We start from the raw sequence: 24,758 nt of genomic DNA, 5'->3' as shown, positions 1-24,758 counted from the left end.
GGCACCGCACCCCGCACGCCGCCGCCACGGCGCCCCGCCGGCGCCCCTCCTCCGCCCCTCCTGCGCGCGCGGCCGGCGGCCCGGAGGATGCAGCGATGCAGCTCTACGCCCAGCACCCCGCCCAGCGCACCCGCCAGCTGCTGGCCGACGTGGGCCTGCTCGCCTGGGCCCTGCTGTGGGTGCTCGTCGCCCGCACGGTCCACGGCGCCGTCCTGGTGCTGGCCGAGCCCGGCCGGGCGGTGGAGGACCTGGGCGAGTCCGTGGCCGGGAACATGGGATCCGCGGCCGGTGTCGCCGAGGACGTCCCCGTCGTCGGTGACGAGCTGTCAACGCCCTTCGACGCGCTGGCCGATGCGGGCGGCTCGGTCACCGGCGCCGGTCAGGCCGCGCAGGACGCCGTGGGCACGCTGGCCACGGTGCTCGCCGTCGTCCTCGTGGTGCTGCCCGTCGGCTGGCTCGTGCTGCGCTGGCTCCCGTGGCGGCTGCGCTGGGCCCGGGAGGCCGCCGCCGCGCAGAGCCTGCTGCGGGGCACCCCGGACCTGTACGTCCTCGCCGCCCGGGCCCTGGCGACGGCGCCTCTCCCCCGCCTCGCCGCGCTGCCGGCCGGCACCGGGGCCGCCTGGCAGGCCGGCGACCCGGCCGCCGTCCGCGCCCTCGCGGCCGTCGAGCTGGACCGCCTGGGGCTCCGGCTACCGGGCTGACAGCGGGCCGGAGCGGCGGATCTCAGGCAGATGCCCGCCCCTCGACCATGTCCAGGTAGTGCTGATTCGCCATCACGCCCAGCACGTTGCCGAACGGGTCGACGACCGACGCGGTGACGTACCCGGGCCCGCGCTCGATGGGTTCCTGGTGCACCGTCGCACCGAGGGCGAGCAGCCGGTCGAAGGCCGCCCGGGCGTCGTCCACCGCCCAGTAGGTGACGACGCCGCCCCCGGCCGGGCCGGTGGCCGCGGGCGCGTACCGCCGGTCGAGGATGCCCAGCTCGTGCTGGAGGTCGCCGAGGCGGAACTCGACGTAGGCCGGCGGCCCCTCCTCGGGGCGGACGAAGTACGGGTCCGCGCCGGCCACCTCGGCGTACCAGCGAACGGCGGCCGGCACGTCGTCGGCGAAGTAGGTGACGGTGGTGAGTCCTCGCAACATGGCAGTCCCTCTCGAAGCGGTTGTAGCTCCCATGCTGGCGGCTAAAGTGCTCACCAACTGAGCACTTTCCGCGCCCGGATCGAGGGTCGTCGTGCGTGCTGACCGCCTCGTCGCCACCGTCCTGCTCCTGCAGGCCCGCGGCCGGGTGACCGCGGCCGAGCTCGCCCGCGAGCTGGAGGTGTCCCTCGCGACCGCGCGCCGCGACCTCGAGGCGCTGTCCACCGCCGGAGTCCCGGTGTACCCCCAGGCCGGGCGCGGCGGCGGATGGTCGCTGGTGGGCGGCGCGCGAACCGACCTCACCGGCCTCTCGGCCAGGGAGGCGCAGGCGCTGTTCCTGATCGTCGGGCCGGCGGCCTCGGTCTCCGACGAGGCCCGGACGGCGCTGCGCAAGCTGGTGCGGGCCCTGCCCCAGACCTTCCGCGCCGACGCGGAGGCCGCCGCGACCGCCACCATGAGCGACCCGACGCGGTGGGGCGAGCGGGACCGCGACCGGCCCGTGGTCGTCGACCTGCTGCAGACGGCCGTCGTCCGGCGCCAGAAGGTCCGCATCACCTACGTCGACGCCGCCCGACGACCGTCCGAGCGCGTCGTCGACCCGTGGGGGCTCGTGGACAAGGACGAGACCTGGTACCTGGTCGCGGGGACCAACAAGGGGCAGCGGACTTTCCGGGTCGACCGCATCCGCACGGCCGAGCCGACCGGCGAGCAGGCCGAGCGGCCCGACGACTTCGCCCTGGCGGGGGCCTGGCGCGACGTCGTCGGAGAGGTCGAGCAGCGGCGCTCGCGCACGGAGGCGACCGTGCTCGTCGACACCCGCTTCGTGCACGTCCTGCAGGACCAGTTCGGGCGGCACTGCGAGCCGGACGGCGAGCACGAGGACGGCCGGGCCCGCGTCCGGCTGGGCGCCCCGACCGCGCTCGACATCGCCCGCACGCTCGCGGGCTGGGGCACCGGGGTCGAGGTGCTCGAGCCGTCGGCGGTCCGGTCCGAACTGGCCCGGATCGGTGCCGAGCTCAGCGCCCGGTACCGCTCCTGAACCGCAGGTCAGTCGGCCGGGCGCAAGCGCCGGGAGCCGCTGCGGGCCTGCGCCGCGGCCAGCACCCCGGCGACCGCCGAGGAGTTGCGGATGTCGCCGTCGAACACCCGCTGGACGGCGTCGGCGAGCGGCACGCGTTCGACGGTCATGTCCGCCTCCTCGTGCTCGACGACGAAACCGTCGGGGCGGGCGACGTCGGTGAGCTCCTCCGCGAGGTAGACCTCCACCAGTTCGTCGCTGAAGCCCGGCGAGTTGTAGACGCTCACCAGCAGGGACCAGCGCCCTGCGGCCAACTGAACCTCCTCGGCGAGCTCGCGCTGGGCGGTGCGCAGCGGCGGCTCGCCGTCGGCGTCGCGCAGCCCGGCCGGCAGCTCCCAGAGGTGGCGGCCGACGGGGTGGCGGTACTGGCGCAGCAGCACCACGCGGTCCTGGTCGTCCAGCGCCACCACGGCCACGGCACCGGGGTGGGTCACGATCTCCCGGACGCTGTCCCCACCGCCGGGCATGCTCACGGTGTCGCGGCGCAGCGAGATGACCCGGCCCTCGAACAGCGTCTCGCTGTCGAGCACCCGGAACTCGTGCGGGGCCGGCTCTCCGCTGTCCCCCATCAGATGCCGACCTTCTCCGCCTCGTCGAACGTGACGGGCAGGCGCGCCGCCTCCTGGTAGTCGATCGACGCCTGCACGAACGCCGCGAACAGCGGGTGCGGTCGCGTGGGGCGGCTCTTGAGCTCCGGGTGGGCCTGGGTGCCGACGTAGAAGGGGTGCGCCTCGCGGGGCAGCTCGGCGAACTCCACCAGCAGGCCGTCGGGCGAGGTGCCGGAGAACACGAGGCCGGCATCGGAGAGCCGGTCGCGGTAGGCGTTGGCGACCTCGTAGCGGTGCCGGTGCCGCTCGGTGATCTCGGTCGACCCGTAGGCGGCCGCGGCGACCGAGCCCTTCTGCAGGCTCGCCGGGTAGCTGCCCAGACGCATCGTGCCGCCGAGGTCGCGCTCGCCCGCGATGACGTCCACCTGGCTGGCCATGGTCGCGATGACGGCGTCGGGCGTCTCCGGGTCGAACTCGGCCGAGTTGGCGTGCTCGAGACCGGACACGTTGCGCGCGTACTCGATGACCATGCACTGCAGGCCGAGGCACAGACCGAGGGTGGGGATGCCGTTGGTCCGGGTGTACTTCAGCGCCCCGAGCTTGCCCTCGATGCCGCGGACGCCGAAGCCACCGGGAATGCAGACGCCGTCGACGCCGGCCAGCGCCTTCTCGGCACCCTCCGGGGTCGAGCAGTCGTCGGAGGGCACCCACCGGATCTGGACCCGGCTGCGGTGGGCGAAGCCACCGGCGCGCAGCGCCTCCGTGACGGACAGGTAGGCGTCGGGCAGGTCGATGTACTTGCCGACCAGCGCGATGGTGACGGTCTCCTTGGGCGCGTGCACCCGGTCCAGCAGGTCGCCCCACACGGTCCAGTCGACGTCGCGGAAGGGCAGCCCCAGCCGGCGGACGACGTAGGCGTCCAGGCCCTCGCGGTGCAGCACCTTGGGGATGTCGTAGATCGACGGCGCGTCGGGGCAGGACACCACGCCCTCGACGTCGGTGTCGCACATCAGGCTGATCTTCCGCTTGAGCCCCTCGGAGATCTCCCGGTCCGACCGGCACACGAGCGCGTCGGGCTGGATGCCGATGCTGCGCAGCTGGGCTACCGAGTGCTGCGTCGGCTTGGTCTTCAGCTCGCCCGACGGCGCGATGTAGGGGATCAGCGAGATGTGCAGGAAGAAGCAGTTGTCCCGGCCGATCTCGTGCCGCACCTGGCGGGCGGCCTCGAGGAAGGGCAGCGACTCGATGTCGCCGACGGTCCCGCCGATCTCGGTGATGACGACATCAACCCGGTCATGGCCGCCCCGCTCGGGCCCCCCGGCGCCGGCCAGGATCCGCGACTTGATCTCGTTGGTGATGTGCGGGATGACCTGCACGGTGTCGCCCAGGTACTCACCGCGCCGCTCCTTGGCGATCACGTTCGAGTAGACCTGCCCGGTGGTGACGTTGGCCCGGCCGGAGAGGTCGATGTCCAGGAACCGCTCGTAGTGCCCGACGTCCAGGTCGGTCTCGGCACCGTCCTCGGTGACGAAGACCTCGCCGTGCTGGAACGGGTTCATCGTCCCGGGGTCGACGTTGAGGTAGGGATCCAGCTTCTGCATGGTGACCCGGAGGCCACGGCTGGAGAGCAGGGCGCCCAGCGAGCTCGCTGTCAGTCCCTTGCCGAGAGAGGACACAACGCCGCCGGTGACGAAGACGAACTTCGTCGGCTGGGAGTTGTGCAGCAGGCCCCGGGTCGAGAGGGACGGCGATGAGAGGGATTCAGGCGTTCCCGACGGTCGATCCACGGGAGACGACCGTAACACGCTCGGCGCCCTCGACCGGCCCGGAGTGGGGAGCGCCACCCGCCGTCTCCCCCGAACCGGTACCGCTGGGGCCCGCTCCGGCCGCCAGCCAGACGAGCAGCGGCACCAGCAGCGCCGCGGCCGCCGCGGGCAGCGCGACACCGGAGTCGTTCACCGCGGCCCCGAGGGCGAGGCTGAGGGCGCCGGCGAGCAGGCCGGCCCGCAGGACGGCGACGTCGGCGGGCGGCAGCCCCGCGCGCCCGCGGAGCAGCCCGCCGGGCCGCAGCAGCCAGACGCCCGCCACCAGGGCGACCGGCAGCATCCAGGCGAGCGGACTGCCCAGCAGGATGTCGACGTTGGCCTGGGCCTTGCGGCTGACGACCGTCCATGCCTCACCGGTGAGCACCTGCTCGACGAACCGGCCCAGGTGGCTGCGGTCGTCGGCCGGACCGCTCCAGTCCAGGACGGCGACAGTCCCGACGGCCAGCACCGCCAGGGCGAGGATGGCGGCGAACCGCAGCACCGTCACCCGGACGCGGGCGAGCAGCATCGCCAGGAGCAGGAAGCCGGGCATGGCCGACAGCACGCCGCCGAAGTCCCGGCCGAGCGCCGGCGCCCCGATGACCGCGACGGTGAGCAGGCCGATGCCGACGACGGTGGCGCCGGTGACGAGCCGGGTGCGCGCCGGTGCGGCCCGCCGGCCGACGGCCGTCGCCACGGCCGCGGTGACCAGCAGGGCGCTGACCGACAGGAGGCCGAAGCTGAGGTTGCCGTAACCGGTGAACCGGCCGGCGACGACGGCGTCGTAGCCCAGGAAGCCGTTGATCTCCAGCGTGGACCCGGTGAGGACGTCGAGCAGCAGCGTCGCGAGCGTGACCGCGAGGACGACCAGAGGCGGCCCCACCGGGTGCCGGCGCCACGGCCCGGCGAGCGCGAGGGCGACGACGGCCAGGGCGGCGACGACGACGGCGGTGACGAGCGTGGCTCCCGGCGCGCCCGTCCGCTCCCACGGGACGAGCCCACCGAGGTAGGTCGCGACCGGCAGGGCGGCGGCGGCCAGGGCCAGGGTGCGCAGCAGGGCCCGGGTCCGGGTGCCGGGCGCCGCGCCGACCGGCCGGCGCTGCCACCCTCCGAGCACGACCACGCCCGCCGCGACGACGACCGCCGACACGGCGACGAGGACCCAGAAGAACGCGCCGACGTTGCGGTGGTGCACGGTGGCGGCGGTGTTGAGGTCCCGCAGCTCCTGGACGGCGGCCGACAACTCCGGCCGCTCGCCGTCCGAGCGCATCGGCTGCCCGTTCATCGACGACGGCCGGTCCAGCCCGAGGGCCCGCAGCGCCGTGGGGGCCAGGTCGATGAGCTGGACGTAGGGAGCCCGCCCGGTGCTCGCCGAGCTCAGCCAGGCGTCGTCGCCGAACCCGGGGCCGGCGGCCATGCCGACGTGCAGCTGTGGCCGGCCGTCGTTCACCTCCGAGATGCCGGCGAGCAGGAGCAGCGTCTCCCCCGGCAGCGCGTCGACCGCGGCACGGAGCTCGCCCACGGCGCGGTCGATGCGCAGCAGCGCGGCGGCGCGGGGCGCGGGGTCGGTGCCGTCGTCGGTCTTCTCCGCGCCCGGCTGGCCGGCATCGGTCAGCTGGTTCAGCGTGACGAGCGACAGGCGGCAGGCCGCGAGCACTTCGGCCAGCTCGACGGGGTCGGACGGCAGGTCGTCGACGCGGGTGAGGGCGACGTCGGGCACCGCCGCCGCGAGCGTCGCCGCCCGTCCGGAGACGGTCGCGCACCCGACCGCCGACGCGAGGGCACCGGGCTCGGCGCCGAAGCGCCGCGTGCCCTCGTCCTCCGCCGTGCGGGCCGCGGTCGCCTCGGGGTCGACGAGCGCGACGCTGGCCGCGCGCTCCTGCAGCCCGCAGTAGGACAGCGAGGTGTCCAGCTGCGGCTCCGGGGCCGGTGCGCCGTCCTGCCCCGGCGGCTGGGTGGCGGGCGGCGCCTCCTCGTCGGGCAGCGGCACGGTGGGCAGGGGAACCGGCGGGAGGCCTTCGTCGGGCCCGGGCACGCGTGCCCGGTTGCCGGCGCCCAGGGTGGCCCAGCCGTCGAGGACGCAGGTCGTCCCCCGGGCGGCGCGCACCGAGACGGCGCCGATCGCCGATTCCCCGGCCAGTGCCCAGAGCTCCGGCGTCCCCTCGGGGTCGACGTCCCTCCAGGTGAGGCCCGGCACGCCGACCACCAGGACGCTGTCCGCCGACGGGTCGCCCGCGCCTTCCTCGGCCGCGGCGAGCGGTCCTGCCGCGCCGAGCAGCAGCGCGAGCAGGACCGCGAGGAGCACGGCGGCGCGGCCGGCGGGTCTCATGCGGCGCCTCCGGGGGCGCCGAGCAGCTCGCGGTAGACCGCGGCGATCTGCCGGCCCGCGGCCTCCTCGTCCGGCCATCCCGCGGCCTGCAGCGGGCCGGCCGCGGCCAGCTGGTCGGCGCGGGCGGGGTCGTCGAGGACCGCCACGACGGCGTCGGCCAGGGCTCCGGCGTCGCCCACCGGGACGAACGCCGCGGCGTCGCCGAACAGCTCGGGCATGCCCCCGGCTCGGGTGGCGACCAGCGGGGTGCCGGCGCGGAGCGCCTCCTGACCGGTGAACGGGCTGCCCTCCCAGCGCGAGGGCAGGACGCAGAGGTCGGCGGCACCGAGCAGGTCGGCCACGTCGGACCGTCGGCCCAGGAGGAGCACCGGGAGCCGCTCCGCGCGGATCCGCCCGGCCAGCTGCTCCTCGAGCGGTCCGTCGCCGGCGATCGCGACCAGCGGGGCGGGCCGGAGCCGGCCGTCGGACTCCCACCGGGCGACGGCGTCGAGGAGTACGTCGTAGCCCTTCTGCGGGTGCAGGCGCCCGACGGCGACGACGAGGGGCCGGCCCGCGTCCAGGCCGAGCTCCTCGCGCACCTCGTCGCGCGAGCGGGCCGCCGGTGCCAGCGCGGGGGCGAGCGCGGGGACGACGCGGACGTCGCGGGCGCCCAGCCGCCGGGCGTTGTCCGCGAGGTCGCCGGAGACGGCCAGGACCATGTCGGCCGCGCGGATGGTGCGGCCCTCGAGCGCCCGGAGCAGCCGCTGCTTCGGGCCCGAGTTCTCCTGGAGGGCGTTGTGCAGGGTCAGGACCAGGGGCCGGGCCGGGGCGCCGGAGGCGCGGCGGGCGACGGCGGCCACCAGCCCGGCCCGCAGCCCGTGGGCGTGCAGCAGGTCGGCGCCCTCGAGGGCGCCGCGGAGCTGGAGGACAGCGCGGCCGTCGGCGAAGGGGTCGAGCCCGGAGGAGATCCCCACCGGGCGGAAGTCGGCGCCCGTCGCGGTGAAGCCGAACAGCTGCTCGGTGGCGGGTGCACCGCAGACCCGCACCGAGGCACCGGCGGCACGGATGGCGGGCACGATCGTCCGGATGTGGCTGCCCACGCCACCGGCGCTCGTGGCGAGCACCTCGACGATGCGGCGACCGCGCAGGGGCGACTGCTCAGTCACCGTGCACCTCCTGTCGGTCCGCTGCGCCCCGGACGGCGCCCGTGGCCGTCGGGTCCGTGGTCTCCGGCGCACGGAGTGCGCGCCACGCCTGGGCCAGGGGGCGTCGTGCCGTTCCCATGATGACCGCCAGTGCGACGACCAGCAGGATCGCCGCTCCGGCCAGACCGCCGACGACGGCCGTGAGCACGTCGTCGGGAACGGGGTCGGCGTCCAGCGCGCGCACGGCGAACAGACCGGCCGCAGTTCCCAGCGCCGCCCCGGCCAGCACGGGCACGCCGGCCCGGCCGGCCCCGGCCAGGGCGTCCCGCCCCGCCGTGCGGGCGACCACCGCGAGGAGGCCGAGCCCGGCGACGGTGACCCCCACGCTGTGGCCCGCGCCGAGCGCGAGCGCACGGTCGTCGGCCGGCAGCACCCGCGCCAGGACGACGTCGGTGACGACCGCCAGGAGCCAGCCACCCACGACACAGACCGTGGGCGACCTCCAGAGGCCGCGCGCGTACAGCGCCCGGGTCAGCAGGGCCACGAGCGCGTAGCCGGGCAGGCCGGGCGCGAAGGCGATGATCGTGTCCCGGAGGGCGGCGACCACCGGCGCCTCCTGGCTCGCCAGGAAGACGCGGGCCATGGGCCCCGCGACCGCGACCAGCAGGCCCGCCGCCACCGCGGACGCGGCCACCACCAGCACGGCGACGGGCGCCAGTGCCCGCCGGAAGCCCGGCTCGTCCCCGGCGTCGGCCCGCTCGGCCAGGCCGGGGTAGGCGGAGGTGGCCAGCGGGACGGCGAGCGCCGCCCACGGGACGAGGAACAACGTCAGGCCGGCCGCGTAGACGACCTGCGTGCCGTCCGGGCCGTCGGCGGCGAGCCGGATGGCCACGGCGGCGACCAGCTGCTGGCCGGCCAGCGTGAGGATCCCCGCCAGGGCGAGCCGGCGGACCCGCGGCGCGGCGCCCACCGGGAAGCGCAGCGTCGGACGGAGACCGAGCCGCAGACCCCGCAGGGGGACGAGCAGGCTCAGGCTGAGCGCCACCACACCGAGCGTCGTCCCCACCGACAGGACCAGCTCCGCCGGGCGGGACAGGTCGTCGACGTCCGGAGCGCCCCCGATGGCGGCGAAGGTCAGGTAGGCGCCGGCCACCACCAGGCTGGAGAGCAACGGCGCTATGGCCGGGCCGGCGAACCGTCGGTGGGCCTGCAGGATGCCGGTCAGCACGATGCCGATGCCGTAGAGCACCACCTGCGGGGCGAACACCAGCAGGAACCGGGCGGCCACGGCGATCTCGGCCTCGTTCCCGCCGCCACCGAGCAGGAGCCGCGCGATCGGCTCGGCCAGCAGGGCGATCGCCACCGCCAGCGGCGTCAGGACCAGCAGCGTCCAGCCCAGCAGCGCCGACGCCGTCCGGCGCACCTGGTCGGTGTTCCCCGCTGCGATGCCACCGGCCAGCATCGGGACGACGAGACTGGCCAACGCACCGCCGGCGACGACCTCGAAGACGATGTTGGGGACGGTGTTCGCCGCCTGGTACGTGTCGCCCGTGCTGTTCGCGCCGACGGTGTTGGTGAAGACGAGCGTGCGTCCGAAGCCGGCGAGCCGGGCGAGCAGCGTCAGGACGGCGATGAGCGCGGCGGCGCCGGCGACGCCCTGCGCGACCGAGCGGCGGCTCACGACGTGCGGCGGCCGAGGAGGTCCAGTTCGCGCAGTCCCGGCGTCGCCTCGATGACCTTCGTGAAGCTGACCTTCTCGCTGGCGAGGGTGAGCCCTACGACGCCGGCGAGCAGCACGGACCGGGAGGCGCGGGCCGGGATGGCGGCCAGGCGCAGCCCGAGCAGGGCGCCGAGCGCGTTGGCCCCGGCGTCCCCGAGCATCACCTGCTCGCCGAGGTCGGCCGGCAGCACTGCCAGCGTCGCGCCGAGCGGGCCGGCGACCAGGGCACCGGCCGGGCCGCCGATCCCGGCGGCGGCCGCGAGGACGCCGGCCTTGCCCGCGCGACCGGGCCGCAGGTCGAGCAGGTTGACCAGGTTCGCCGTCCCGGCCACGAGCCCGGTCGTCAGGACGCCGTCGACCAGCGCGCCCGGTCCCGTGCCGCGGCGGGTGAGGACGGCGGCGACGGCGGCAGCCGCGCCGATGCCGGCGACCTTCACGGCGCCGGCCGAGACCCGCCCGGCCCGCAGGGCGGCGAAGTGCCCGGCGAGCCCCTTGTCGCGCGCCTGTTCGGGGCGTGCTCCGGCGAGGTCGTCGTAGGCGCCCACCGCACCGGAGACGGCGCCGACGACGGCGGCGGCGGCACGAGTCCCCGCGGGGGCGCCGAGGACGGCGGACGCGGTGGCGGAGAGGGCCAGCGCAGGGCCGCCCAGCAGGGTGACCGGGCGCCCGGCGTAGTTCGTCCGGCGCCACGCCGCGCCGGCGGGCCGTGCGGTCAGCGCCCCCGCGCCGGCCAGTGCCGCGCGCGCGGCGCCAGCACCCGCCAGCGCGAGCCGCACCTTCCGGCCGGCCGTGCTCCCGGCGCCGGCCGTCATGGCGCGGCGGCGGGCACCGGCGGCACCGGCTGGGTGTCCTCGCCGGTGCCGTACTTGCCGGAGGTGCCCTCGCTCTCGGAGCCCAGCGCCAGCACGGTGCTGATCCGGCCTGCGGCGCTGCCCACGTTGTCCACCGTCGAGATCGCGGCCGACAGCTCGGGATCGGCGCGGATGACGCCCACCAGACCGGCCTCGCCGGCGGACGCGGCGTCGCCCGCCACGACGGCACCCGAGCCCGCCGTGTCGAGGGCGGACACGAGGTCGACCAGGGTGGCGTTGCGCTCCTCGGCGTCGTCCCCGGAGAAGGCACCGGTGGTCAGGACGACCGCGTAGTCCGACGGCGTCACGGTGTCGGTGTCGAGGGACAGCACGTCGAGCGATGACAGCCCCGAGACCACCGAGGACACGGCGGCGGCGTCCGGCGCCGGCAGGCCGGGCCGGGTCATGAGGACCTGACCGACGAGGCCGGCGACCAGCTGACCGGCGTCGTCGGTGGGCGAGAGCTCGATGCCCGGCGGCAGCCCGCCGCCGGTGGCGTAGTTCTGCAGGCTGGAGGCGGTGGCCTGGTCGCTGTACTCCGGTCGCAGCGAGATGGTGCCTCCGACCGTGCCGCCGGCCTCGGTGATCAGCGCGGTCACCTGCTCGACGACCTCGGGGGTCACGTCCTCGTTGGTGCGCACCAGCAGGACGCTGCGGCCGGCCAGCGTGCCGGCGACCAGGGGCCCGGCGACGGCCTGCTCGAAGGCCTCGGTGGTGTCCAGCTGCGCCTGCAGCTGCTGCGTGCGGTCCTCGAGGGCGCGCTTGTCCTGCTCGAGGTCGGCCACCTGGTTCTCGATGTCGGCGAGGATCGGCTCGTTGAGCGCGGTGGTGCCGATGATGATCCCGAGGGCGACCGCCAGGAAGACGGCGATCAGCGAGACCAAGTGGTAGCGGAAGTCGATCACGAGAAGAGGTTCTCCAACCAGAACACGAAGCTGTTCCATTGGTCGAGCAGGAGGTCGAGGTAGACCCGGCCGGCCGCGGACACGGCCAGCGCGGAGCCGATGGCCAGGAAGGCGGCGAGGACCAGGATCACCAGGGCAGCGGTGGAGATCCGGCTCTTGTAGAGGCGGCTCACGCCCTTGGCGTCGACGAGCTTGCCGCCCAGCCGCAGCCGGGTGAGGAACGTGGAGGCCATCCCGCCACGCCCCTTGTCGAGGAACTCCACGAGGGTCGCGTGCGTGCCGACGGCCACGATGAGCGTGGCGCCTTTCTCGTCGGCGAGCAGCATCGCGATGTCCTCGCTGGTGGCCGATGCCGGGAAGGTGATCGCCTCGACGCCGAGGTCCTGCACCCGCGCGAGGCCGGGCGCCCGGCCGTCGGCGTAGGCGTGCACGACCACCTCGGCGCCGCAGGTCAGCGAGTCGTCGCTGACGGAGTCCATGTCGCCGACGATCATGTCCGGCTGGTAACCCATCTCGCGCAGCGCGTCCGCCCCGCCGTCGACGCCGATGAGCACCGGCCGGTAGTCGCGGATGTAGGGACGGAGGGCCTGCAGGTCCTCCTTGTAGTCGTAGCCGCGGACGACGACCAGCACGTGCCGGCCCTCGATCTGCGTCGTGACGTCGGGGACGCCCACGCCGTCGAGCAGGAGCGCGCGCTCCCGCTTCATGTACTCCATCGTGTTGGTGGCGAAGGCCTCGAGCTGGGTGGACAGGCCCGCCTTGGCCTCGGCCATCGCCATGGCGACCGAGGGACGGTCGTGCAGCTTGCCCTCGGCGACGACCTGGTCGTCGTCGGTGAGCAGCTGGTTGCCCTCGAGGCGGACGTGCGCGCCCTCCTTGACCCGGCCGAAGACGTCCTTGCCGACCTCGTCGAGCAGCGGGATGCCGGCGGTGATGAGGATCTCCGGGCCCAGGTTGGGATAGCGGCCGGAGATGCTGGCGCCCGCGTTGACCACCGCGGCGACCTTGCGACCCACCAGCGCGTCGGCGGCGACGCGGTCGATGTCCACGTGGTCGATGACCGCGATGTCGCCGGGCTGCAGCCGCTTCGTGAGGTTCTTCGTGCGGCGGTCCAGGCGGACGGTGCCGGAGGTGCCGGGCCCGGCGTCCTGTCCCCGGCCGCGCCGAAGGGTGCCGATGCGCATGCCACCGATGCTTTCACGCTGACCTGGGAGGCCCGTCCTCCGACGCGCCTCGGCGACCTCTCAGTTACGCACCGTGTCCGACACCACGGTGGCAACGACACGCCCGCTCCGAGCCGGTCGTCACGTGAGCGGGATCGTTACCGAGCCGTGACTAACGTTGCGGCTGTGACTGGAGTGGCCCACGCCCTGCCCCGTACGACCCCCGCCCCGGCCTCCCCCGCCGAGGGCGACACCCCCGAGGGCAGCACCGCCGCGACCCCGGCCGGGGCCGTGATCAGGGCAGTTCCGTCGGTGCGCCCCGACGTGCCGGCCGAGCCCGCGGGGCGGCGGGGCCGCAAGGGCGGCGAGCCCGGCGCGCGGGAGCGGCGCCGCCAGGAGACGCGGGAGAAGATCGTCGATGCCGCGGCCGAGTTGTTCGCCGAGCGGGGCTTCGACGCCGTCAGCGTGATGGAGATCGCCCGCCGGGCCGGGGTGGTCGAGAAGACGGTGTTCAACCACTTCCCGGTCAAGGAGGGGCTGGTCTTCGACGCCGACCCGCCGATGCGGGCAGCCCTCCTGGACGCGGTGCGCCGCCGTCCGGCCGGCGAGTCGGTGTCCGCCGCCGCGGGGAGCTTCGTCGTCGGCGCGGTGAGCCTGCTCGGCTCCCCGGAGGCGGCGACGGGCGTGGCGCAGATGGCCCGGGTGATCCGCGGCAGCCGCACGCTCCAGGTGCGGGAGCGGGAGATCCTCGGGGAGCTCACCGACGCGCTGGCCGGGCTGATCGCGGAGGAGACCGGCGCCCGCCCCGGCCAGGTGGAGCCGTGGCTGGCCGCGCACGCCGTCCTGGGTCTCTACGCGTCGCTGCTCGAGCTGGCGCGCGACCGGGTGCTGGCCGGTGTCGGCGGGCTGGAGCTCTCGGCGGAACTGCGCCGCCAGGGGCGGCGCGGCCTGTCGCTGCTGCAGTTCGGCCTGGCCGGGTACGCCAAGCGCCGGTGACCCAGCGGCGCTGACGCCTCAGACGGCGATCTGGAGCGCCCGCAGGAGCTGCTCCGCGCGGTCGCCGGGCACATCGGGGTTCCGGGTGAACAGGGCGATGGCAACCATGTACTGGTCGTCCCCGGCCCAGCCCCGGCCCTCGGCGCACAGCCGGCGGATGTGGTCGCGGACCTTGGGCTCGCTGCTGTAGGTGCCGTAGTCCAGGCCCATGGCGAGGAAGTTGACGACGCGGTAGCCGAGGTCCTCGGCGGTGCGGACGGTCTCCAGCGGGTCGGAGTAGCTCGCGACGGCAGTGATGACGTTGTCGTAGCCGGCCTTCAGCAGCCGCAGGACGAGATCGTTGCCGCGCACGCCGCCCCACAGCTCGGGCATGACGATGTCGCCGTCGGGTGCGGGGATGTAGGGCGGGTTCGAGATGACCGTCGACACCGGCGGGCCGCCCGCTGCGTCAGCCTGGTCGAAGAAGTCGCCCGGCTCGACGGTGTACCGGTCCGCCACGCCGCGGTCGGCGATGTTCGCGCGCGCGGCCTCGACCGAGGTGGCGCTGATGTCGTAGCCGGCCACGCGCAGGCCGGGCAGTGCGCGCACGACGTCACTGATGGCCGTGGCGTCCCCGCTGCCGAGCTCGACGACGCCCTCCTCCTCCCAGCGCAGCCGGGAGCGGTACTGCTCGAGCAGCATGCACACCGAGAAGCCGTAGTGGGCGGACTCGTCGGTGGAGGAGAAGCAGGTCACGCCCGATCGCCTACCCCGCGGCCGGAGCCGGCACTCCCGTGCTCATCCTTCCGTGGCAGGCGCCACTCCCCCGTCGGCGGTCAGCCGCGGGCGGCGGCGGCGACGGCCAGCAGCTCCCGGGCGTGCGCCTGGCCGGTGCCGCTGTCGGTGAGCCCGGACAGCATCCGGGCCAGCTCCCGCACGCGGTCCTCCCCGTCCACGGCGCGGATGTCCGTGGCGGTCACGCCCGCAGCGGTGTCGGGCGACTTGTCCACGACCAGGTGCGTGTCGGCGAAGGCCGCCACCTGCGCCAGATGGGTGACGACGACGACCTGGTGGTCGCGGGCCAGCTGCGCCAGGCGGCGGCCGATCTCACCGGCGGCCTGACCGCCGACGCCGGCGTCCACCTCGTCGAAGACCATGACCGGCACCGGGTCCGCGCCCGCGAACACGACCTCGATGGCCAGCATGACGCGGGAGAGCTCACCACCCGACGCGCCCTTGTGCACCGGCCGCGGCGGGGCGCCCGGGTGCGGCGCCAGGAGCAGTGCCACCTCGTCGATGCCCTCGGCGCCCGGCTGGTCGGGGTGGCTGTCGATGGCGAACGAGACGCGGGCGCTCTTCATGGCCAGGCCCGCCAGCTCGGCACCGACCTCGGCGGCGAACCCGTCCGCAGCGGCACGGCGCCCGGCCGACACCTGCGCCCCGAGGTCGTCGACCTCCGCCCTGGCGGCGTCGCGCGCCTTCCCGAGCGCCTCCAGCGCCTCGTCGGAGACGTCCAACTGGGCGAGGCGGCCGGCAGCGTCCTCGGCCCAGGCCAGCACCCCGGCCAGCCCCTCCCCGGGGGCTGCGTACTTGCGCACCAGGCCGGTGATGACCGAGCGCCGGTCCATCACCTCGGCCAGCCGGCCGGGATCGGCGTCGAGGTCGGCGACGTACCCGGCGAGCTGCCCCGCGACGTCGGAGACCACGGCGACGGCGTCGGCGAGGTCCTGCGCGAGGAGGACGAGAGTGGGGTCGTCGGAGGCGGCGAGAGCGCGTTCGGCGATGGCCAGCGCGGCGGTGGCGTCCTGCGGCAGGTCGGCCCCGCCGAGGTCCCCGGTGACGTCGCCGACCAGGGCCATGCGTGCCTGGTCGGCCGCGGCGCGCAGCGCATCCGCGTCGGCCAGCCGCTTGGCCTGGGTGTCGAGGGCCTCGTCCTCACCGGGCTCGGGGCCGACGGCCTCGATCTCCTCCAGCCCGTGCCGCAGGACGTCGGCGGCCTGGGCGAGCTCGCGTGCCTGGGTGTGGCGCCGCTCCAGGTCGGCGGCCAGCTGCCGCCAGCGCTGGTGCGCCTCGCGGTAGCGGTCCAGGAGTGCGAGGTGGCCGGCGCCGGCGTACCGGTCCAGGGCCCGGCGCTGCTCGGCCGGGCGGGACAGCCGCTGCTGGTCGGTCTGCCCGTGCACGGCGAGCAGCCCCTCGGACAGCTCGGAGACGACGCCGACGGGGACGCTGCGGCCACCGAGGAACGCCCGGGACCGGCCCTCTGCGCTGACCGTGCGGGCGAGGATGAGGCTGCCGTCGTCGTCGGGGTCCGCGCCCGCGTCGGCCGCCCGCTCCCAGGCCGGCGAGTCCGGCGGGAGGACCAGGCGACCCTCGACGCCGGCCTTGCCGCTCGCCCGCACGCGACCGGGGTCGGCGCGCCCGCCGAACAGCAGGGTCAGGCCGGTCACGACCATCGTCTTCCCGGCGCCGGTCTCACCCGTGACGACCGTCAGCCCGCTGCCGAGCTCGAGGGTGGCGTCGTCGATGGAACCCAGCCCGCGGATGCGCAGCTCGGTCAGCCGGCCCGGGTGCTGGTCGGCGGCCGCGGCGACAGGCCGGTCAGTCGTCGTGCGAGCCGGCACCGGTCACCTCCGTCGAGGGGGCGCCGTTGCCGGTCACGACGTCGCGGGTGAGCACGTTGCGGCTGGTGAAGAGCTCGTGCCCCGGGCCGGCGTGCCGCGCGTCGCGGAAGCCGCGGACCGGCAGGCCGAACTTGGCGACCAGCCGGTCACCGAAGGTGGAGGCGTGCACGCGGGCGATGCGCACCGGGCGGTCGGCCCGGCGGACGTCGACCCGACCGCCGTCGGGCACTTCCAGGACGCGCCTGCCGTCGGCCGACACCCGCGACCGGTTGCCGTCGGCCGGCACGGCGACGGTGAGGACCGAGTTCGGCGAGGTGACCAGCGGCCGGGCGAACAGCGCATGGGCGTTGCTGGGCACCAGGAGCAGTGCCTCGACGTCGGGCCAGACGACGGGGCCGCCGGCGGAGAACGCGTAGGCCGTCGAGCCGGTGGGGGTGGCGCAGAGGACACCGTCGCAGCCGAAGCTGGTGAGCGGGCGGCCGTCGATGGCCAGGACGACGTCGAGCACCCGCGAGCGCTGCGCCTTCTCCACCGAGACCTCGTTGAGCGCCCAGGTGCCGCTGACCACCTGGCCGCTGCCGTCGAGGACGTCGACGGCCAGGGCGAGCCGTTCCTCGACGGAGTACTCGCAGCGCTCGATGGCCAGCAGGGTCTCCTCCACCGCCTCGGGCTCGGTCTCGGCGAGGAAGCCGACGCGGCCGAGGTTGACGCCCATGAGGGCGGCATCGGTGTAGCGGGCGAGCTCGGCGGCACGCAGGAAGGTGCCGTCACCACCGAAGACCATGACGATCTCCGCGCCGGCGGCCGCCGAGGAGTCGGTCTTCACGACCTCGGCGTCGGCGATGTCGAGGTCCCCCGCCTCGTCGTCCAGCAGGCGCACCACGATCCCGGCCGCGCTGAGCCGGGCGGCCGAGGTCCGCGCGAGGTCGACGATGTCGCGCCGTCCGGTGTGCACCGTGAGCAGGACGCGGCGTGGCTCCTCCTGTGGCGCGGACGTGGACTCGCTCGGCTGGCTCACGGTGTCTCCTCGCTGGCGCTCGTCGTCTGCGTTCGCAGCTGCTCTGTCCCTGCGCGAGCTCGCGGGCTCGCTCCCGTCGGTCCTTCCTGGACCGCTCGACGGATGTCGTCCTCCTGCGGTGGTGGCGCGGCACGGCGCAGCCAGAGGAAGAACTCCACGTTCCCCGCGGGGCCGGGCAGCGGACTGGCCACCACGCCGGCGGTGCCCCAGCCCAGCGCGGCGGCCGCGGTACCCACCTCGAGGACCGCCTGCACCCGGTGCTCGGGGTCGCGCACCACGCCACCGGCGCCCAGGCGCTCCCTGCCCACCTCGAACTGCGGTTTGACCATCGGCAGCAGGTCGGCGTCATCGGTGGCGCAGGCGGTGAGCGCGGGCAGCACGAGCCGTAGGGAGATGAAGGACAGGTCGGCGACGACGACGTCCACCGGCCCGTCGATGGCCTCCGGGGTCAGGGTGCGGACGTTGGTCCGCTCGTGCACCCGCACGCGCTCGTCGGTGCGCAGCGACCAGGCCAGCTCGCCGTACCCGACGTCGACGGCGACCACCTCGGCGACGCCGCGGCTGAGCAGGACCTCGGTGAAGCCGCCGGTCGAGGCGCCCGCGTCGAGGGCGCGGCGCCCCTCGAGTGCGACGGGGAAGGCCTCCAGGGCTCCCAGCAGCTTGTGCGCGCCGCGGGAGACCCAGCTGGGCTGGTCCGGGTCCGTCCTGACGACGACGGGGGTGCCTGCCTCGACGCCGGTGGCCGGCTTGGTGGCCGCCTGCCCCGAGATGGCGACCCGGCCCTCGGCGATCAGGGCCACCGCGTGCTCGCGGGACCGTGCCAGGCCCCGCCGCACGAGCTCCGCGTCGAGCCGGCTGCGGCGGGGCATCAGAGCTGGTCGATCGTGCCGAGCTCGCGCTCGAGCCGGGCGTGCTCGGTCTCGTAGACCGCCACGTGCTCGGCGACGGGGCGCTCGTCGAGGCCGGCGAAGGGGTCCTGCGCGGGCGCGGCGGGGTCCTGCGTCGGCGCGAGGGGCCCCGGGGCCGCAGCGGCCTCGCCCGGTCGCGGGCCGGGCCGCGGAGGGCCCGGGACCGGTGACGGCGGCGTGGGCTCGGTCAACGTGTCGCCCTCCGCTGTCGTGAGGACCGGTGCGGCGCGGGAGGTCCCGGGCTACACGGTCGGCTGGTTCGTTCGGCTGGTCCGGTTCGCCCGCGAGGTTACCGGCCGGGGCGGACGGGCACGGTCGGACGGACGGGCGATAGCGTCCCAGGGTCCGACCGCACACCTGCCAGGCTTGGAGGACCGCCCGCGTGGCGACGATGGATCAGTGCATGACGGCCCTGCAGGGCATCCTCGGCAAGCTCGCGTCGAACCCCGCCGCCGAGGGCCTGGACCGCAGCCTCTCCTGCCGGCTGACCGACCTCGACCAGGTCGTCCTCGGGCGGCTCGGCTCGGGCGCGGTCCGCGACCTGCACGCGGTCCCGGACGGAGCGGCGGTCCCGAAGGCCGACATCCGCCTCACGATGACCAGCGACGACCTCGTCGCCCTGACGGATGGGCAGCTGCACTTCGGGCAGGCGTGGGCGACGGGGCGGGTGAAGCTCGAGGCGGGCCTGCGCGACCTGCTGCGGCTGCGCAAGCTGCTCTGACCCGTCTGCAGCGGCGCCCACTGCAGACCCCCCCCGCTCCGGCCCCTGTCGTGGCCCGCTGCGGTCAGGCCGCCCTGTCGGACGCGGACGCCAGGTCCCAGCGGGCCAGCGCCTCCTCCGCCGGTGCGCCGACGCCGAGGATGCGAGCAGGTGCCGCGCTGTCGGGATGCCGCGACCAGTGGGCGACGCAGAGCGCGCGAAGCCCGTCGAGGCCGTCGCCGTCGCCCCCGTCGGCGGCCTCCAGGACCAGCACGTCGTGGCCCTCCCCCGCACGGGCCGTCCATCGTCCGCAGCTCCACTGCGAGCCGTCGGTGGTGACGGCGGGGTGTGCCTGCAGCAGGCCGGCGGCGTCCTGGGACAGCAGGTCGGGGCGGTGCTGCGGACCGGCGGCGAGCAGGACGCCGGGATCGGTGACGCCAGTGAGGACGAGCAGGCTGTCGGCGCCGGCCCGCCGGGCGCCCTCGATGTCGGTGTCGAGCCGGTCACCGACCACCAGCGGGCGTCGTGCACCGGTCCGGCGGACGCACTCCGCGTGCATGGCGGGGTCGGGCTTGCCGGTGATCAACGGCTGCCGGCCGGTGACGCCGCGGACGACGCCCACCATCGCGCCGTTGCCCGGCAGGGGCCCCCGCGGCGAGGGGATCGTGGCGTCGGCATTGGTGGCGACGTGCCGGGCGCCGTTGCGGACGGCGACCACCGCCTCCGCGAGCTGCGCCCAGCCCACCTCGCGCCCGTAGCCCTGGACTACGGCGGCGGGTTCCTCCTCGGCGCTCCCCACGACGGTGAGACCCGCTGCGGTGAGCGCAGCGGCGACCCCGGGCCCGCCGACCGGGAGGACGTTCGCGCCGGGACCCAGGAGGTCCGCGACCACCGTGGCGGCAGCCTGGGAACTGGTGATGACGTCGTCGGACGCGGCCGGCACGCCGAGTTCGGTGAGGTGGGCGGCCACCTCCTCGGGCGTGCGGGCGGCGTTGTTCGTGACGAAGCCCAGCCGCATGCCCGCCGCGCGCGCTCCGGACAGCGCGTCCGGCACGCCGGGGACGGCGTCCGGACCGACGTAGACGACGCCGTCGAGGTCCAGCAGGGCGACGTCGTAGATCTCCGCCGGCGGTGCGCTGCTGCCCGCCGTGAGGGGGCCGGCTCGGAGTGGGCCGGGGGCACCCGGAGTCGGAGTGCTCACGTGGGCTCGGCCGCCTGCCGCGCCCGCACGCCCCGCAACGCACGCGTGTAGTGACCGACGTCGGGCCGCATCGCGACGGCCAGGGCAAGGTGCTCGGCGGCGAGCCTCAGCTCCCCCGCCCGGCTGGCCGCCAGTCCGAGCCCGAAATGGGCGTAGTCGTCGGTCGGGCTGACCGCGGTGAGTGCGGTGAAACTGATGACTGCCTCCTGGAAACGACCTGCGTCGTACTGTGCGCGCGCCAGCGCCTCGAGGATGCTCCGCGACTCCGGCTCCGCGGTGGCGGCACGGCCGAGCAGGGTCGCCGCCGCCGCCGGATTGCCGTCCCGCAGCAACTGGACCCCGCGCTGGAACCACTCGTACACGTCACCGTCCGGAGAACTGTCCGGCATCGCCGCCCCTCTCCTCCGCACCGACGGTGCCCGACCGGTCCGGCGCTCGTCGGGCCGGTCGGGACGGCTCCCGCCGGACACGAGCAGAGCGCTCCTACGATCGACTCCGTGCCCGAATCGTCGTCGTCCCGGTCGTCCTCGTCGGCGACGGGACTCGACGTCCGTCCCTTCCGTGCCCTGACCTACCGGCAGCAGGACCCCGGGCACCTCGCCCGTGTCAGCTCGCCAGCGTACGACCTGGTGACGCCCTCCGGCCGTGAGCGGCTGGCCGGCACCGATCCGCACAACGTCGTGCGGCTGATCCTTCCGCGCGTGGACGGCACGACCGGCGGTCCGCCGCGCAGCTCCGCCGAGCTCGCGGCTGCGACCCTGCGCCGCTGGCAGGACGACGGCGTCCTGGTCCGTGACGCCGAGCCGGCGCTGTGGCTGTACGAGCTGCGTCCTGCGGGCTCCCCGCCGACCGCAGGCTGGCTCGGGGCGGTCGCGCTCCCCCCGGCCGGTTCCACTGCGGTCCTCCCCCACGAGAACACGTACCCGGGCGCCGTCGAGGGCCGACGGGAACTGCTCGCCGCCACCGGGACGGACCTCGAGCCGATCGTGCTCGCTCACGATCCGGAACCGGAGGTGGCGGCGCTGACCGATCAGGTCCGGAACGGTCCCCCCACGATGACGGTGGACGACGGGGACGGGGTCGCCCACCGTCTCTGGCGGGTGACCGACCCCCGACTGCTCGACCGGCTGGCCACCGTCCTGGCGCGGACGGAAGCGGTCATCGCCGACGGCCATCACCGCTTCGCGGCCGCACGCGCGAACCAGCGCTCCAGCCCCGCTACCTCCGGCAGCGACAGCGTGCTGGCGCTGGTGACGCCGATGGGGCCCGGCGGCCTCCGGGTCGATCCGATCCACCGCGTGGTCCCCGACCTGGATCTGGACACGGCCGTCCGGACCGCCGCCGGAGGGTTCCGCGTGACCGAGCTGCCCACAGGGGGCCTGCCGCCCGCCGATGCGGTGCGTCGCTGGATCGCCACGCCTGAGGCGACCGGCATGCTGCTCAGCGACGGGGAGCGCCTCGTGCAGCTCAGCGAGCCCACCGCGGAGGTCCGGGCAACCGTGCCGTCGGAGGCCCCTGCGGCCTGGCGGCGTCTGGACGTGGTGCTGGCGCACCTAGGCCTGATGGCGGGCGCGTGGCAGCGCCCCGACGACCCGGATTCGGTGCTCATCGCGCACAGCGTGGACGAGGCGCTCCAGACAGCGTCCGACCGTGCCGGGGTCGCCGTCCTCCTGCGGGCGCCCTCGCCGAGCGACGTCGCTGCGGTGGCCAGGGCGGGTGCGCGGATGCCACGCAAGTCGACGCTCTTCGTGCCGAAGCCGCGGACGGGACTGGTGCTGCGACCGCTGGCCGACTGACCGAGACCGGGGCTCATGCCGTCCGCTCGGCCGCACCAGCCGCCGCCCGCGGGACCTTGCGGCCCTTGCGGCAGTTGACCTCGCACACCGAGGCGGTCCCGCTCCCGGTCCGCCAGAATCTCCGCTGCAGGGCTCCCTCGACCTCCACGACGTCGCCCGGTTGCCACAACGCCGCCCGGCGCTGCAGCCCGCGGTCGTAGGTGATGCAGGTCAGTACGTCGACCGACTGGCCCCGTGCCCGGGGCTCGGGCCGGCGCACGACCAACCGGAAGGTCAGCAGCGGGTCTCCGCTGGGCAGGGTCCTGAGCTCCGCGGGGGCGGACAGCCGCCCACGGAGCACCACATCGTTCCGATCTATGACAGCGACGCTCATGGAAGGAGCCTGCTGCCCTGAGGGCCGTGCGCACGTCGCCCGGCGTCATCTGTGGACGCCGCCGGGCGATGTGGACGAATCGACCCCGATCGTCGGCGGTCAGTGCTCGCGCGTGTCCTCGTCGCCGGTCTCACCGAGGAGTTCGGCGACCTCGGCCTCGACGTCCTCGTCGAAGCTGCGGCCGAGCCCGTGCTCGTCCTCCGGCAACGGCGTGACGACCTCGGGAGCGACGGGCGGTTCGGCCTGCTCGTCCTCATCGGCGTCGCCGTCCAGCGGCTGCGCGCCGTCGAGCTGCTCCTCGACGAGCTCGTCCTCGAGGTCGGTGAACTCGATACCGAGGCGGTCGACGGCGCCGGTCACGTCGTCGGTATCCGCTCCGGCGATGGCAACGAGCCACTCCATGGCCATCTCGCCGTCCCCCTGCATCTCCAGCAGGTCCGCGTAGGCGGCGGCGATGCGCAGGCGGCCGGTGTCCCCCGGCTGGAGGGAGGCCGGGTCGGGCCGGTCGCCCAGCGCAGCCTCGAGGACGAGCCGTGCTGCCGCGTCCTCGCCGAGGTCCAGCCGGGCTCCCGACTCCACGATCCTCAGCTCGGCCGTCTCCTCGGGATCGGGCGAGTCGGCGAGCGCCTCGGCGACCAGCCGGAGCGCGACCTCCGGACGGCTGAGGGCGCGCTCGCAGTCGGCGAGAACAGCGCGGTAGCTCTCGTCACCGCTCATCCGACGGTAGGCGCGCAGCTCGCGGGCCGCTTCGGCGTAGTCCTCTGCGTGGTAGGCAGCGACACCCACAGCCTCCCGAACCGCCGCTACCCGCGAGGCACGGTCACGAGCGGCGCGGGCATGCGCCAGAGCGGCGGCGGGGTCGTCCTCGACCAGGGTGCCGGCGGCGACGAGGTGACTCGCGACCCGCTCGACGTTGCGTGGGTCCAGTCCCCGGAGGGCGGTGCGCACGGCCGGGTCCAGGTCGCGGGCGTCCACCCAGTCAGGGATCTCCGGCCCGGGCGGCAGCGGCGGACGGCGCTCCTCACCGGCCGCAGGACGTGCCGTTCCTCGCGCAGGCCCACGGCGGTCGTCGGACGGACGGCGCTCACGCCACGTGCCGCGATCACCTCCGGCACTTCCGGAGCGCTGCGGCCGGTCCGTGGCCGGACGATCGCCGCCACCGGGGCGACGGTCCTGCCACTGCGGACGTTCACCCTCCGGCCGGCCCTGAGCACGCTCCTGCCACTGGCCGGCGGCGTTGCGCGAGCCGGTGGTGCGCTGCGGCCGCTCCGTGCGTGGCCGGCGCTCCTGCGAGCCGTCGCCCCCGGCCCACGGGGTCTGGGCGCGCTCCGGGCGGTCACCGGCGGGGCGGTCGCCCTGCGGACGGCGGTCCTGCCACTGCGGCCGGTCACCCGAGGGACGCCCACCAGCGGGGCGGTCACCCTGCGGACGGCGGTCCTGCCACTGCGGCCGATCACCCGAGGGACGTCCACCGGCGGGGCGCTCACCCGAGGGACGTCCACCGGCGGGGCGCTCACCCTGCGGACGGCGGTCCTGCCACTGCGGCCGATCACCGGAAGGACGCCCACCGGCAGGACGGTCGCCCTGCGGACGGCGGTCCTGCCACTGCGGCCGATCACCGGAAGGACGCCCACCGGCAGGACGGTCGCCCTGCGGACGGCGGTCCTGCCACTGCGGCCGATCACCGGAAGGACGCCCACCGGCAGGACGGTCGCCCTGCGGACGGCGGTCCTGCCACTGCGGCCGATCACCGGAAGGACGCCCACCGGCAGGACGGTCGCCCTGCGGACGGCGGTCCTGCCACTGCGGCCGATCACCGGAAGGACGCCCACCGGCAGGACGGTCGCCCTGCGGACGGCGGTCCTGCCACTGCGGCCGATCACCCGAGGGACGCCCACCGGCAGGCCGATCACCGGAAGGACGCCCACCCGCAGGGCGCTCGCCCTGCGGACGGCGGTCCTGCCACTGCGGCCGATCACCCGAGGGACGCCCACCCGCAGGACGTTCCCCCTGCGGACGGCGGTCCTGCCACTGCGGCCGATCACCCGGGGGACGCCCGCCCTGAGGGCGCCGCTCCAGCGAACCGGGCCTTTCGTCACGAGACGATTCCCCGCGCGTACCCGCGGGACGGCCAGCACCGGTGCCGCGGCGAGGCGCTCCGCCGGACGCACCCCCACCGGTGCGACTGGCCGGACCACCTCGGGAGCCACCGGCGCTTGCCCTGCCGGCGGATCCCTTGTTCGCTCCCGAGCCGCGGTCGTCCCGCGCTCCACCGGAGCCGCGTCGCGGTGATGTCATGAGTGAGCAGTACCTCTTCGATTGGCGGCGCTCATCGGCAGAACGCCGACGGCAGAACCGGACACAAACACGCGAACGGGGGTCAGAGCCTGTGGCTCTGACCCCCGTTCGGTAATGGTTGTCCGGCGGCGTCCTACTCTCCCACCCCGTCTCCAGGGCAGTACCATCGGCGCTGAGAGGCTTAGCTTCCGGGTTCGGAATGTTGCCG

23 protein-coding genes and 1 rRNA gene are annotated in these 24,758 nt (G+C 75.3%); 5 read left to right on the top strand and 19 right to left on the bottom strand.

Features of this window, described 5'->3' with window-relative positions; all coding sequences use genetic code 11:
* Nucleotides 1-95: 95 nt before the first annotated feature.
* Nucleotides 96-701, top strand: coding sequence for a hypothetical protein (locus CRP30_RS06670; RefSeq protein WP_097183217.1), 606 nt, complete (start codon nt 96-98; stop codon nt 699-701).
* Nucleotides 702-723: 22 nt separating this feature from the next.
* On the opposite strand, the gene CRP30_RS06665 is transcribed toward CRP30_RS06670, so the two are convergent.
* Nucleotides 724-1,140, bottom strand: coding sequence for a VOC family protein (locus tag CRP30_RS06665; protein ID WP_097183216.1), 417 nt, complete (start codon nt 1,138-1,140; stop codon nt 724-726).
* A gap of 91 nt (nt 1,141-1,231) precedes the next feature.
* On the opposite strand from CRP30_RS06665, the gene CRP30_RS06660 reads away from it, so the two are divergent.
* Nucleotides 1,232-2,176: a helix-turn-helix transcriptional regulator gene (locus tag CRP30_RS06660; RefSeq protein ID WP_097183215.1), complete on the top strand. Its 945-nt coding sequence runs from the start codon at nt 1,232-1,234 to the stop codon at nt 2,174-2,176.
* Nucleotides 2,177-2,184: 8 nt separating this feature from the next.
* Here the strand turns inward: CRP30_RS06660 and CRP30_RS06655 are convergent, their stop codons facing one another.
* Genes CRP30_RS06655 through steA form a run of 8 tightly spaced genes read right to left on the bottom strand, consistent with a single transcriptional unit; the run spans nt 2,185 to nt 12,681 of the window.
* Nucleotides 2,185-2,784, bottom strand: coding sequence for an NUDIX domain-containing protein (locus CRP30_RS06655; protein WP_097183214.1), 600 nt, complete (start codon nt 2,782-2,784; stop codon nt 2,185-2,187).
* Nucleotides 2,784-4,550 (bottom strand): CTP synthase, encoded by a 1,767-nt coding sequence (pyrG, locus tag CRP30_RS06650; protein WP_255407332.1) that lies wholly within the window; start codon nt 4,548-4,550, stop codon nt 2,784-2,786. Before pyrG ends, CRP30_RS06655 begins: the two co-directional genes overlap by 1 nt.
* Nucleotides 4,525-6,897, bottom strand: coding sequence for a hypothetical protein (locus CRP30_RS06645; protein ID WP_097183213.1), 2,373 nt, complete (start codon nt 6,895-6,897; stop codon nt 4,525-4,527). Before CRP30_RS06645 ends, pyrG begins: the two co-directional genes overlap by 26 nt.
* Complete coding sequence (locus tag CRP30_RS06640) at nt 6,894-8,042, bottom strand: glycosyltransferase family 4 protein (protein WP_097183212.1); 1,149 nt, start codon at nt 8,040-8,042, stop codon at nt 6,894-6,896. The genes CRP30_RS06645 and CRP30_RS06640 overlap by 4 nt, the downstream gene beginning before the upstream one ends.
* On the bottom strand, nt 8,035-9,702 hold the full coding sequence (murJ, locus tag CRP30_RS06635; RefSeq protein ID WP_097183211.1) for a murein biosynthesis integral membrane protein MurJ: 1,668 nt from the start codon (nt 9,700-9,702) through the stop codon (nt 8,035-8,037). The genes CRP30_RS06640 and murJ overlap by 8 nt, the downstream gene beginning before the upstream one ends.
* Nucleotides 9,699-10,553 (bottom strand): hypothetical protein, encoded by an 855-nt coding sequence (locus tag CRP30_RS06630; RefSeq protein WP_097183210.1) that lies wholly within the window; start codon nt 10,551-10,553, stop codon nt 9,699-9,701. Before CRP30_RS06630 ends, murJ begins: the two co-directional genes overlap by 4 nt.
* Complete coding sequence (locus CRP30_RS06625; RefSeq protein ID WP_097183209.1) at nt 10,550-11,497, bottom strand: copper transporter; 948 nt, start codon at nt 11,495-11,497, stop codon at nt 10,550-10,552. Before CRP30_RS06625 ends, CRP30_RS06630 begins: the two co-directional genes overlap by 4 nt.
* A complete protein-coding gene (gene steA, locus CRP30_RS06620) occupies nt 11,494-12,681 on the bottom strand; it encodes a putative cytokinetic ring protein SteA (RefSeq protein ID WP_097183208.1) in 1,188 nt (395 codons plus the stop codon). Before steA ends, CRP30_RS06625 begins: the two co-directional genes overlap by 4 nt.
* A gap of 165 nt (nt 12,682-12,846) precedes the next feature.
* On the opposite strand from steA, the gene CRP30_RS06615 reads away from it, so the two are divergent.
* A complete protein-coding gene (locus CRP30_RS06615) occupies nt 12,847-13,656 on the top strand; it encodes a TetR/AcrR family transcriptional regulator (protein WP_235003227.1) in 810 nt (269 codons plus the stop codon).
* Nucleotides 13,657-13,674: 18 nt separating this feature from the next.
* On the opposite strand, the gene CRP30_RS06610 is transcribed toward CRP30_RS06615, so the two are convergent.
* The 5 genes from CRP30_RS06610 to CRP30_RS06590 form a co-directional block, all read right to left on the bottom strand.
* The gene (locus tag CRP30_RS06610; protein ID WP_097183207.1) at nt 13,675-14,391 is read right to left on the bottom strand and encodes a class I SAM-dependent methyltransferase; all 717 of its coding nucleotides are present in this window, start codon (nt 14,389-14,391) and stop codon (nt 13,675-13,677) included.
* An 80-nt stretch (nt 14,392-14,471) separates the two neighbouring features.
* Nucleotides 14,472-16,256 (bottom strand): DNA repair protein RecN, encoded by a 1,785-nt coding sequence (gene recN / locus CRP30_RS06605; protein ID WP_200814589.1) that lies wholly within the window; start codon nt 16,254-16,256, stop codon nt 14,472-14,474.
* Entirely contained in the window at nt 16,234-17,274 is a 1,041-nt protein-coding gene (locus CRP30_RS06600; RefSeq protein ID WP_097183206.1) for an NAD kinase, read from the bottom strand. Before CRP30_RS06600 ends, recN begins: the two co-directional genes overlap by 23 nt.
* Nucleotides 17,271-18,143, bottom strand: a complete 873-nt coding sequence (locus CRP30_RS06595; RefSeq protein WP_304528894.1) for a TlyA family RNA methyltransferase — start codon at nt 18,141-18,143, stop codon at nt 17,271-17,273. Before CRP30_RS06595 ends, CRP30_RS06600 begins: the two co-directional genes overlap by 4 nt.
* The gene (locus tag CRP30_RS06590; RefSeq protein WP_097183205.1) at nt 18,143-18,373 is read right to left on the bottom strand and encodes a hypothetical protein; all 231 of its coding nucleotides are present in this window, start codon (nt 18,371-18,373) and stop codon (nt 18,143-18,145) included. The genes CRP30_RS06595 and CRP30_RS06590 overlap by 1 nt, the downstream gene beginning before the upstream one ends.
* 212 nt (nt 18,374-18,585) lie before the next feature.
* Between CRP30_RS06590 and CRP30_RS06585 the strand changes: the two genes are divergently transcribed.
* Nucleotides 18,586-18,903 (top strand): alkyl sulfatase C-terminal domain-containing protein, encoded by a 318-nt coding sequence (locus CRP30_RS06585; RefSeq protein ID WP_235003226.1) that lies wholly within the window; start codon nt 18,586-18,588, stop codon nt 18,901-18,903.
* A gap of 64 nt (nt 18,904-18,967) precedes the next feature.
* Here CRP30_RS06585 and CRP30_RS06580 read toward each other — a convergent pair whose 3' ends face one another.
* Nucleotides 18,968-20,083, bottom strand: a complete 1,116-nt coding sequence (locus CRP30_RS06580; protein WP_097183203.1) for an HAD-IIA family hydrolase — start codon at nt 20,081-20,083, stop codon at nt 18,968-18,970.
* On the bottom strand, nt 20,080-20,472 hold the full coding sequence (locus tag CRP30_RS06575) for a tetratricopeptide repeat protein (RefSeq protein ID WP_097183202.1): 393 nt from the start codon (nt 20,470-20,472) through the stop codon (nt 20,080-20,082). Before CRP30_RS06575 ends, CRP30_RS06580 begins: the two co-directional genes overlap by 4 nt.
* A 108-nt stretch (nt 20,473-20,580) precedes the next feature.
* Between CRP30_RS06575 and CRP30_RS06570 the strand changes: the two genes are divergently transcribed.
* Nucleotides 20,581-21,879 carry a DUF1015 domain-containing protein gene (locus CRP30_RS06570; protein ID WP_097183201.1) on the top strand — a complete coding sequence of 433 codons (1,299 nt, stop codon included), beginning with the start codon at nt 20,581-20,583 and terminating at the stop codon, nt 21,877-21,879.
* A 13-nt stretch (nt 21,880-21,892) separates the two neighbouring features.
* Here CRP30_RS06570 and CRP30_RS06565 read toward each other — a convergent pair whose 3' ends face one another.
* From CRP30_RS06565 to rrf, 3 genes are all read right to left on the bottom strand, one after another.
* Nucleotides 21,893-22,252 (bottom strand): single-stranded DNA-binding protein, encoded by a 360-nt coding sequence (locus CRP30_RS06565; RefSeq protein WP_097183200.1) that lies wholly within the window; start codon nt 22,250-22,252, stop codon nt 21,893-21,895.
* 99 nt (nt 22,253-22,351) lie between these two features.
* Complete coding sequence (locus CRP30_RS22465; protein ID WP_159961583.1) at nt 22,352-23,227, bottom strand: tetratricopeptide repeat protein; 876 nt, start codon at nt 23,225-23,227, stop codon at nt 22,352-22,354.
* 1,443 nt (nt 23,228-24,670) lie between these two features.
* Nucleotides 24,671-24,758, bottom strand: a 5S ribosomal RNA gene (rrf, locus tag CRP30_RS23415); the annotation flags it as partial.

The organism is Blastococcus haudaquaticus (assembly GCF_900230285.1).
Classification (GTDB): Bacteria; Actinomycetota; Actinomycetes; order Mycobacteriales; family Geodermatophilaceae; genus Blastococcus_B; species Blastococcus_B haudaquaticus.
Note: the sequence above shows the minus strand (reverse complement) of the source record. Positions and strands in the feature narration are given on the sequence as shown.